The 11,385-nt window shown below is 31.8% G+C and carries 9 protein-coding genes; all 9 read left to right on the top strand.

Translation table 11 applies throughout. The features are described 5' to 3' along the window. The first annotated feature begins 161 nt into the window (after positions 1-161). The 9 genes from thrS to Z053_RS0122870 all read left to right on the top strand — a co-directional run bounded on the left by thrS (position 162) and on the right by Z053_RS0122870 (position 11,356). The gene (gene thrS, locus Z053_RS0122910; protein WP_025667298.1) at positions 162-2,108 is read left to right on the top strand and encodes a threonine--tRNA ligase; all 1,947 of its coding nucleotides are present in this window, start codon (positions 162-164) and stop codon (positions 2,106-2,108) included. Positions 2,109-2,183: 75 nt separating this feature from the next. Beyond that, on the top strand, positions 2,184-2,693 hold the full coding sequence (infC, locus tag Z053_RS0122905) for a translation initiation factor IF-3 (protein ID WP_074408604.1): 510 nt from the start codon (positions 2,184-2,186) through the stop codon (positions 2,691-2,693). Positions 2,694-2,753: 60 nt separating this feature from the next. Beyond that, positions 2,754-2,951: a 50S ribosomal protein L35 gene (gene rpmI, locus Z053_RS0122900; RefSeq protein ID WP_024771193.1), complete on the top strand. Its 198-nt coding sequence runs from the start codon at positions 2,754-2,756 to the stop codon at positions 2,949-2,951. A 141-nt stretch (positions 2,952-3,092) separates the two neighbouring features. Continuing rightward, complete coding sequence (gene rplT / locus Z053_RS0122895; protein WP_025667297.1) at positions 3,093-3,437, top strand: 50S ribosomal protein L20; 345 nt, start codon at positions 3,093-3,095, stop codon at positions 3,435-3,437. 175 nt (positions 3,438-3,612) lie between these two features. Beyond that, on the top strand, positions 3,613-4,020 hold the full coding sequence (locus Z053_RS0122890; RefSeq protein ID WP_025667296.1) for a hypothetical protein: 408 nt from the start codon (positions 3,613-3,615) through the stop codon (positions 4,018-4,020). Between the two features lie 6 nt (positions 4,021-4,026). After that, the gene (locus Z053_RS30475) at positions 4,027-6,792 is read left to right on the top strand and encodes a hybrid sensor histidine kinase/response regulator (RefSeq protein WP_025667295.1); all 2,766 of its coding nucleotides are present in this window, start codon (positions 4,027-4,029) and stop codon (positions 6,790-6,792) included. Between the two features lie 51 nt (positions 6,793-6,843). Further along, the gene (locus Z053_RS0122880) at positions 6,844-7,653 is read left to right on the top strand and encodes a TrmH family RNA methyltransferase (protein WP_025667294.1); all 810 of its coding nucleotides are present in this window, start codon (positions 6,844-6,846) and stop codon (positions 7,651-7,653) included. Positions 7,654-7,747: 94 nt separating this feature from the next. Beyond that, a complete protein-coding gene (locus Z053_RS0122875; RefSeq protein WP_025667293.1) occupies positions 7,748-8,980 on the top strand; it encodes a M48 family metallopeptidase in 1,233 nt (410 codons plus the stop codon). Positions 8,981-9,148: 168 nt separating this feature from the next. Further along, positions 9,149-11,356 carry a RelA/SpoT family protein gene (locus tag Z053_RS0122870; RefSeq protein ID WP_025667292.1) on the top strand — a complete coding sequence of 736 codons (2,208 nt, stop codon included), beginning with the start codon at positions 9,149-9,151 and terminating at the stop codon, positions 11,354-11,356. The last annotated feature ends 29 nt before the right edge of the window (positions 11,357-11,385 follow it).

The raw sequence follows: 11,385 nt of genomic DNA, 5'->3' as shown, positions 1-11,385 counted from the left end.
ATAATCTTAAGAGGTATTACATAAATACCGTAGAAGCCCATTAAAGATCAACAATACCCTACCCTATACCTATACTACAATATTAATCTACTAAATTATATCTTATATATATTGTATGGATTTTATTATCGTATTATCTTTGCCCCTTTAATTAGAAAAAGATGATCAAGATTACGTTACCAGACGGTTCGATTAGAGAATACAATAGCGAAGTTACTGCTATGGATGTTGCAAAAGATATTAGTGAAGGTTTTGCCAGAAATGTAATTTCTGCAAAATTTAACGGAACTACTATCGAAACCTCCACAAAATTAACCACAGATGGTAACCTAGTTTTGTTTACATGGAGAGATGATGAAGGTAAAACAGCATTTAGACATTCTACATCTCATGTCCTTGCTCAAGCTCTTGAAGAATTATATCCCGGAGTTAAGCTATCCATTGGCCCAGCTATAGATAACGGGTTCTATTATGATGTAGATCTGGGAGATCAAGTTATTTCTGAAAAAGATTTTAAAGCAATCGAAGACAAAATGCTTGAAATTGCAAGAGGAAAGCACGATTTTAAAATGAGATCTATTTCTAAAGCTGATGCTCTTGCTAAATACAAAGAAGAAGATAATGAGTATAAGGTAGAATTAATTGAGAACCTAGAAGATGGTACAATAACATTTTGTGACCACGACACCTTTACCGATTTATGTCGAGGAGGGCACATTCCTAATACCGGGCTTATTAAAGCTGTAAAAATCATGAGTGTTGCTGGTGCATATTGGCGTGGTGATGAGAACAACAAACAATTAACAAGAGTTTACGGAACTTCTTTTCCGAAGCAAAAAGAGTTAAAAGAATATTTAGAATTACTTGAAGAAGCAAAAAAGCGTGATCACAGAAAACTAGGTAAAGAACTGGAGCTTTTTACTTTTTCTCAAAAAGTTGGTCAGGGATTACCGCTTTGGCTTCCCAAAGGAGCTGCTTTGCGTGATCGTTTGGAACAGTTTTTGAAAAAAGCACAAAAGAAAGCTGGTTATGAAATGGTAGTCACACCACATATTGGTCAAAAAGAATTGTATGTTACTTCTGGTCATTATGCAAAATACGGAGAAGATAGCTTCCAGCCTATCAATACTCCTGCCGAAGGTGAGGAATTTTTACTAAAACCAATGAATTGCCCTCATCATTGTGAGATATATAATAGTGGACCATGGTCGTATAGAGACTTGCCTAAACGATATGCCGAGTTTGGCACTGTATATAGGTATGAACAAAGCGGAGAACTTCATGGGCTTACTCGCGTAAGAGGTTTTACTCAGGATGACGCTCATATTTTTTGTACTCCTGATCAATTAGATCTGGAGTTTAAAAAAGTAATTGATTTGGTTTTATATGTTTTTGGATCTTTAGGTTTTGAAAACTTTACAGCACAAGTATCTGTAAGAGATTTAGAAAAACCAGATAAATATATTGGAGATGTCGAAAATTGGGAAAAAGCAGAAAATGCCATTATAAATGCTGCAAAAGATAAAGGATTGAATTACATAATCGAAAGCGGAGAAGCTGCTTTTTATGGTCCTAAGCTCGATTTTATGGTAAAAGATGCATTAGGAAGAAACTGGCAATTAGGAACTATACAGGTAGATTATAACCTCCCAGAGCGTTTTGATCTTACATATAAAGGTAGTGATAACGAATTACACAGACCTGTAATGATTCATAGAGCTCCTTTTGGTAGTATGGAGAGATTTATTGCTATCTTGCTAGAACACACAGGAGGTAATTTCCCTCTATGGCTAATGCCAGAGCAAGCTATTATACTCTCTATCAGTGAGAAATATGAAAAATACTCTGAAAAAGTTTTAAATTTGTTAGAAAATGACGAAATTCGCGCCCTTGCTGATCATAGAAATGAAACAATAGGTAAAAAGATTAGAGAGGCAGAAATGAATAAATTTCCTTATATTATCATTGTAGGGGAACAAGAAGAGAGAGACAACACCATATCTGTTCGAAAACATGGTGGTGAAGATTTAGGAGCTATATCAATTGAAGAGTTTTCTAAAATAATAAAAGAAGAAATTAATAAAACGCTAAAGCCGTTTAATGGATAACGATAAATTAAGTTTAATTTAAAATTTTAAGTCATAGCAATAAGAAGAAGAAGGTCTCAAAAACCACTAAGAGTAATCAAAGAAGATGCACACAGAATCAATCATAAAATTCGTGTTGATGAAGTGCGTCTTGTAGGTGACAACGTAGAAGTTGGTGTTTACCCAACAAAAAAAGCGCTACAACTTGCTGAAGAGCAAGAACTTGATCTTGTAGAAATTTCGCCTAAAGCAGTGCCTCCTGTTTGTAAGATAATGGATTATAAAAAATTCCTTTATGAACAGAAGAAAAGAGACAAAGCCTTAAAATCAAAGGCCACTAAGGTTGTTATTAAAGAAATTAGATTTGGTCCTAACACAGATGAGCATGATTATGAGTTCAAGAAAAAGCATGCGATTAAGTTTTTATCAGAAGGAGCCAAATTAAAAGCTTATGTCTTTTTTAAAGGACGTTCAATCATATACAAAGATCAAGGTCAAATTCTACTACTTAGGTTGGCACAAGAACTAGAAGAGTATGGCAAAGTAGAGCAAATGCCAAAACTTGAAGGTAAACGAATGATTATGTTTATCGCTCCAAAAAAATAAGAAACTCTTGTCAAAAGGAGTTATTAAGATAATAAGTGAGATTATAAAAACAAGGATACAATGCCTAAAATGAAAACAAAATCCAGTGCAAAAAAGCGTTTTAAGCTTACCGGTACTGGTAAAATCAAAAGAAAGCACGCTTTTAAGAGTCATATTTTGACAAAAAAATCTAAAAAACGTAAGCTTGCTTTAACGCACGCAACATTAGTGCATAAAAGCGATGAAAATAGTATTAAAGAACAATTACGTTTAAAGTAATTTTTTTTAATCAGGTTAGAATTAGTATAAACCCAGGAGTTAGGCCTATAAAATTTTAGATTGTTAATTTTCGAATTAAGAAATAAAATTTAAATGATCAAGTGTCGATTACCGACCGCCTACTACTAAAAAATTTAAATTATGCCAAGATCAGTAAATTCTGTTGCAAAAAGAGCTAGAAGAAAAAAGGTTCTTAAGCAAGCAAAAGGTTATTTCGGACGTCGTAAAAACGTTTGGACAGTAGCAAAAAATGCGGTTGATAAAGCGATGCAATACTCATATAGAGACCGTAAAGCAAAAAAGAGAACTTTCCGTGCGTTATGGATTACTCGTATTAATGCGGGTGCCCGTTTACATGGTATGTCTTATTCTCAATTTATGGGAAAAGTAAAAGCTAATAATATCGAATTAAACCGTAAGGTTCTTGCCGATTTAGCGATGAACAACCCAGAAGCTTTTCAAGCAATTGTAGAAAAAGTAAAGTAATTCTTTTAGTAAAACAATACAATCTCACTTATAAAAAATCCTGCTTTTGAAGCAGGATTTTTTTTATCTCTAACATTTGCAAAGCAATGCATTTCATCGTCAAAAACAGTATTTAATCCATCAAAAAGAATGTGGATTGGTATTTTTTCATTACTTTTAAGAAAACCGAATAGATATGAAAAAAAAACACTTTTTGATTATATCAGTATTACTTTTAGTAAGTCAGGGATTATTAGCGCAAGATCATAGTGCGCATTCTAGTTCTCGCGATTTAGGAGCAGAACAAATTTTTGGTCTTTTAGAAATGCCTTTTCTGGCCATTGCACTTATATTTAGTTTTCTTACGGCCACAAAGTTAAAAGGAGGAAAATTTGGATCAGGAATGACACTACTTGCTTGGGGGTTTGTAGTTATGGCTCTTGGACATCTTCATATGCAAATTGCTCATATCTTTGGCTATAATATTTTCAAGAATATATTTGGAGATACTTTGGGTAACTACATTTGGTTTATCGCACTAATTCTTACATGGGGTTTATCGGCATTAGGCTTTTATAAAATATATAAAGCCAGCAAAATATGACCCTAGATGATCTTAAAATGGTTTAAAAGAATAACGACCGCTAAGAAAACCAATCCCAAAAAAAGCCAAGAAGAGCAAGAAATTATTGATCTAATTGATTTTCTTTGGAAAGAGATTGATATATCCAAAAACACTTCTAATCTAAAAATAAAAGTAAAAGCTTTTAGAGAATTTTCTTATGTAAAAAAAATTGAGTTTTTACCAGAACTATACTTATTCCTAGAAGAATATATTACAGAAAAAAATGCAATACGACGACCTAGTAGACAATTTGTACGTAATCAAATTATAGAACGATATAATTCACTATTCAAGCACACATCCTTCAAGTTAATATTTGACCCATTAAAAGAACAAGAATTAATCTTGTGTAAAGTTTTTCTCTCTAATGTATTAGAGAAATCTTCAGAACTTATTGGCAGCTATAATGATTCTAAAATTATTTATATCAAAAAATACCTGGATACACCATATAATTTTCGCACTATTGACCTAATCAAAGAGAGAAAAAATCTATTAGATTTTTCTAATCAGATTTTTCTTAAAATCAAAAATAGCTTAGGTATAAATGCAATCACCAATATCTATTTACTTATTTATAAAAAACATTTTCAATCTTATCATTTATTAGACTCATTTACCGCAACGTTAAATGTAATTCCCGAAGAAATTCTTGCCAAAGACCTGATCAACTTCCCTAGTAAACAACAAATGCATAAGATGCTGCAGAAACAGCTTTATAGTTTAGAAGAAATTAACGAAAGACTTACCAAAGAAGTTGTAGAAAGAAAAAAAGTAGAGGAAGAATTAAAATATAGTGAACATTTAAATACAACCATATTAGAAACAGCAATGGATGGTGTGGTCTTAGTAAATAGCAAAGGAATTGTATTGAATTGGAATAAACAGGCAGAGAATATACTAGAATTAAAAAGAGAGGAAACGATTGGATACAGTATCTATTCATTAGTCCCATATAAACTTAGACAAGAATTAAAAAGAAGTTTTAGTAATTACATACAAACCGGAGATGATGAACTGATCAATAAAAGAGTAGAAACCTCTGTAAACAGGAAAAATGGCTCTATTGTATATATAGAACTTACTGTTATTGCAATTGAAACTAAAGATGATTACCTTTTCAATGGTTTTTTTAGAGATATCACCAATCGAAAGATTATTGATAATGAAATTAGAGAAGCTAAAGTTATCGCAGAAAAATCTGCTAAAGCAAAGACCGTTTTTTTGTCTAATATGAGTCACGAAATCAGGACTCCTCTTAATGTTATTTTGGGACTTACAGGTATTTTACAAAAGAGTGATTTTAGTAATCTCGATATAGATAAAAAAAACTTGGATGGCATTCAGTTTTCTGCCGAAAATCTTTTGATATTAATCAACGACATTCTTGATTTCTCTAAAATTGAAGCAGGAAAACTCACATTACACAATACAGATTTTAGTCTTAAAGAATTAATTACTAACATCTCACGTGGTTTTAAAATAAAAGCAGACGAAAAAGGCTTAAAATACACAATGCTTATTGACCCTTCTGTACCTAAATTTATTATTGGGGATCAACTTAGGTTAAATCAAATTCTAATCAACCTAATAGGTAATGCAATAAAATTTACCCAAACCGGCGAGATAACAATACAAGTAAAAACAGAAAAATCAAGCAAAAAAGGAATTACTATTAATTTTTCTGTAAAAGACACAGGAGTTGGTATCCCCGAAGATAAGCTTAAGAATATTTTCGAAAGTTTTTATCAGGTACATAAGCCAGGAAAAAATAAGATCGAAGGAACAGGGCTTGGTCTCTCAATCTCTAAACAACTTATAGAGCTACAAGGAGGAGTGCTTAAAGCCGAAAGTAAACCAGGAGCTGGATCAACTTTTGATTTCTCTATTACATATGCCAAAAGCAATTTCAGGTCTACAGAAATAGATAGGAAACATACTACTATGTCTGAAAATAACCATAACCTGTCTGGAGTGAAAGTACTGGTAGTTGAAGACAACAAAATGAACCAATTTTTTATAAAACAATTATTCTCTAATTGGCATATAGATACACATATTGCAGATAATGGAATGATTGCATTAGAAAAGCTTAAAAACTTTACCTATGATCTAATACTTATGGATATGCATATGCCAGTAATGGATGGTCCCGAAACTACAGAAATCATAAGAAACTCTGATGATAATAAGATTAACAAAATACCTATAATAGCTTGCTCGGCAGATGTGTTCCCAGAATCAAAAAAGAAAGCAATAGAGTCAGGAATGAATTTTTATCTTACCAAACCATTAAGCGAACAGGCTCTTGAAGAGATACTATTAAGTATCTTATCAAAAAATATACAAAACGACACCACTACTTCTGCTAGTACAGATAAACCAACACCTTTAGAAGTTAAAAAATTTTGCGACCTGTCCTTTCTAAAAAAGACTTTTGATAATGACATCGAAATTATTCAAGGAGTTTTGCAGATATTCATTGATGAAACCCCAAAAGATTACCAAAAACTAAAACAGGCTATCGAAGAAAAAAATTGGGATATTACACGAGAAACTGCTCATAAACTTAAATCCAGTTTTAAAACTATTGGTTTAAAAAATGAAACAGATATTCTACAAAAAATAGAATATTCATCAAAAGAAAAGGTAGAATTTAGTCTACTCAAAGAATACTTTATAGAATTAAATCAATCCTACTCCAAAATCATCAAAGAAATCAATCAGTACATACAAGATTTTCCTTCTTAAATACACAAAAAAGAAAACACTTTTCTATTCGCTATTATTATCTTTGCGTTTATGCAAAACCAGATAAAAAGTCTTCAGAATGATAAAATAAAATTTCTTAACCAGCTTAAAGAAAAATCAAGAGTTCGCAAAAGAGAAAAACGTTTTATTATCGAAGGTAAACGTGAAATTACATTAGCTATACAAGGAAAGTATACAATTACTCAACTTTATTATTGTTCTTCTATTATTCCGCTTAAAGAAATTTCGGCACTACTTACTTCTTCTCAACATCAAATTGAACTGTTTGAGATTACTTTAGAAATTTATCAAAAACTGGCCTATAGAACCACAACCGAAGGAGTCTTAGCTGTGGCTATTTCAAAAGATAATGATATCAAAAATTTCACTTTATCATCAAAAAACTCCTTAATTCTTGTGGCTGAATCTCCTGAAAAACCTGGTAATATAGGTGCTTTATTACGTACCGCAGATGCTGCACAATTAGATGCAGTTTTTATTGCAAATCCAAAAACTGATATATATAATCCCAACATCATACGATCTAGCGTTGGATGTATATTTACCAACAACATTGCAACCGGATCTTCTGCAGCTATTATAGATTTCTTAAAAAAACACAATATCAATACCTATGGTGCTGCATTACAAAAATCTGTAGATTATCACACTCAAGATTATACCAGACCCACTGCTATAGTGGTTGGTACCGAAGCTACAGGATTAAGTGATGTTTTTTTAGAAAGTGCAACTCAAAATATTAAAATACCAATGAGCGGTGTAATCGACTCAATGAATGTTTCGGTTGCTGCTGGAATTCTCATTTTTGAAGCAAAACGCCAACGAGGGTTTACAGGCTAAAAGATTAAAAATAGTACTAAAAATCAATTAAAAATCATTACCTTACCGTTTCCTACATATCCCAAATCTTTAAACTACTAATTGCTCTAAACCAATGACCCCCAATTCCCTTTTTTATTTATTAATAGCTATTATCATTATTGTATTTCTAATAGATTCTCTATTAGACATCCTTAACTCTAGACACTATAACAATCAAATTCCCGAAGAACTTATAGATGTTTATCCCGAAGAAGAATATCAAAAATCCATAGCATATAAAAAGGCTAATTTCAAATTTAAATTGGTATCCTCTACTATCTCGTTATGTATCATGCTTCTATTTTTCTTTTTAGATGGATTTGCTATAGTAGATAATATATCAAGGAGTATTTCAAATAATTCAATTATAATTGGTCTTATTTTTTTTGGAATTATAATGATTGGTAGTGATATTCTCTCTACTCCTGCTACTTACTATAAAATTTTTGTTATTGAAGAAAAATTTGGTTTCAATAAAACCACTATAAAAACCTTTTTTATTGATAAAATAAAGAGCATCATAATGATGATAATTGTCGGAGGAGGACTTTTGGCATTGATTATATGGTTTTATCAAATTACAGGAAACTCTTTTTGGGTGTATGCCTGGACATTAGTATCTATATTTACATTGGCTATGAATATGTTCTATGCAAAGCTTATAGTTCCTATCTTTAATAAACAAACCCCTTTAGAACCAGGAGAACTTAGAAATACTATTGAAGCTTATTCTAAGAAAGTTGGTTTTCAGTTAAAAGATATTTTTGTTATTGATGGTTCTAAAAGAAGTACCAAAGCAAATGCTTACTTCTCTGGTTTTGGCAGCGAAAAAAGGATCACTCTTTATGACACATTGATTAATGATCTTGATAATGAAGAGATTGTGGCTGTATTAGCTCACGAAGTCGGGCATTATAAAAAAAGGCATGTGATCGTTAATTTGTTCTTATCTATTGCACTTACTGGGTTAACACTATGGTTTTTATCGCTTTTTATTGCAAATCCGCTTCTATCTGAAGCATTGGGAGTAGCAACTCCTTCGTTTCATATTGGACTTATAGCTTTTGGTATTTTATATAGTCCGATTTCAGAAATAACCGGATTAATAATGAATATAGTTTCTAGAGCTTTCGAGTATCAGGCAGATAACTATGCAAAAGAAACTTATGATAATGAAGCTTTAATTAATAGTTTAAAAAAACTTTCAAAAAACAACCTTAGCAATTTAACTCCTCATCCTGCTATGGTATTTATTCATTACTCGCATCCTACTCTTTTACAAAGAATTAAAAATCTTAGAAAATAAATCCCTTACTCAAGACTTGGTGGTTACATTTCTTAATTGTATTTTTAATTATTAATGACAAAAAATATAATATAATCATTAATCTCAAGGCACAATTTTGTCGGTTAATATTACGTAGGGGATATCACACGCGATACTTAATAGGGCTTTCTTAAAAAACTTTATGTTATGACTGAAGCTGCTATAGATAAAGAAAATAAACAGATTGCTAAGCAATACAAAGAATTGCTTCGTATTAGTTATAGAGATCTTACAAAAGAGGATAAGATACTTATACGACAGGCGTTTGATATTGCTGTTGATGCCCATAAAGATCAACGTCGTAAAAGTGGTGAAGCCTATATTTTTCATCCTATTGCGGTAGCAAAAATTGTAGCTAGTGAAATTGGACTGGATGCTACATCAATTGCTGCAGCATTACTTCATGATGTTGTAGAAGACACAGAATATACTCTGGTAGATATTGAGCAAATGTTCGGTGAAACAGTAGCTCGTATTGTAGATGGCCTTACTAAAATTTCTTCTCTAAAAAAAGATAGAGATATTTCTCTACAAGCCGAGAATTTCAGAAAAATGCTTCTTACCCTTAATGATGATGTAAGGGTTATTATCATTAAAATTGCAGATCGCTTGCATAATATGCAAACGATGGATGCTATGAGACCAGATAAGCAGGTAAAGATTGCATCCGAAACTTTGTATATATACGCCCCTCTGGCTCATCGAATTGGCTTATATAATATCAAAACAGAATTAGAAGATCTGGGATTGAAATATACCGAACCCGAAGTATATAAAGATATTCTCGAAAAAATTAAAGAAAGTAAGGAAGAGCAAGATGAGTATATCAAAAAATTCTCTGATCAGATTAGAGAAGGTCTTGATAGAGAAGGATTAAATTATGAAATAAAAGGAAGGCCTAAATCCATTTTTTCGATTCGTAGAAAAATGGTAAAGCAAAACATCTCATTTGACGAAGTGTATGACAAATTTGCCATACGAATAATATACAAGTCTGATAATATAGAGAATGAAAAGTTTATTGCCTGGAAAATATATACTGTAGTAACCGATTACTATAGACCAAACCCTATTCGCCTAAGAGATTGGATCTCTCAACCCAAGTCTACTGGCTACGAAGCCTTACATATTACTGTTATTGGCCCAGACAGCAAATGGGTAGAAGTACAAATTCGTAGTGAGCGTATGCATGAAATTGCAGAAAAAGGATATGCAGCACATTATAAGTACAAGAATACTGAAGAAAAACAAGATCAAGGATTAGATGGATGGCTTAATCGATTGCAGGAGGCATTAGAAAATTCTGAAACAAATGCTGTAGATTTTGTAGAAGAATTTAAATTAAACCTTTATGCAAAAGAAATATTTGTCTTTACGCCAGAGGGGGATTTAAAATCATTACCAAAAGGAGCAACTGCACTTGATTTTGGTTTTAGTGTACATACCGAGGTTGGATTAAGAACAAGAGGAGCTCGAGTAAATGGTAAATTAGTACCTCTAAGCCATGAGCTTAAAAGTGGTGATCAGGTAGAAATCATTACCTCGACCAAATCAAAACCTTCTTCTAGCTGGTTGGATTATGCTACTACAGCAAGAGCAAGATCCAAAATTAAATCTGCTTTACGAGACGAGAAAAAACAAATTGCCGAAGACGGAAAAGTCGTTTTAAAACGTAAACTTCGCTCTCAGAAAATAACAATGAGTGAAAAAGTAGTTAATGAACTTGTACTCTATTTTAAACTTAAAACAAGTTTGGATCTATTCTACAGAGTAGGTATAGGAACTATTGACAATCAAAAAATCAAAGAGTTCGCTACCACTCGAAGTAATGTCTTTATGAATTTTATTAAAAATAGAATTCGAAGAGGTAATATTAAAGATGTTAATAAGGAGGAAATTACATCGAAATACGATCTGCTAGTTTTTGGAAAAGATTCAGAAAAACTAGAATACAAATTATCTAATTGTTGTAATCCTATTCCTGGAGATGATGTTTTTGGTTTTATAACAGTTAATGAAGGTATAAAAGTACATAAAAACAATTGCCCAAATTCGCTACAGCTACAAAGCAACTATGCGTATCGTATTATTCCTGCGAAATGGATTGATTCTAGCCAGGAAGAATTCAAAGCTGTAATAAGACTAAATGGTATTGATAATATTGGTGTAGTAAATGAGGTAACACAAATTATCTCAAACAATATGAGTCTTGCAATATATAATATGAATTTTGACACTAATGACGGCGTTTTTACTGGTAAAATAACTGTAGGTGTCAAAAATAAAAACACTTTAAAAACGGTTATGAAAAACCTTTCAAAAATAAGTGGTATTGATAAAGTTGTAAGAGAATAAAAACTTGTTTTTTTGCTCAAAAATGAATT

Origin of the sequence: Aquimarina megaterium XH134, from assembly GCF_000520975.1 — a bacterium.
GTDB classification, from domain to species: domain Bacteria; phylum Bacteroidota; class Bacteroidia; order Flavobacteriales; family Flavobacteriaceae; genus Aquimarina; species Aquimarina megaterium.
The sequence above is the reverse complement of the archived record's forward strand: the minus strand, read 5'-3'. Positions and strand labels throughout refer to the sequence as shown.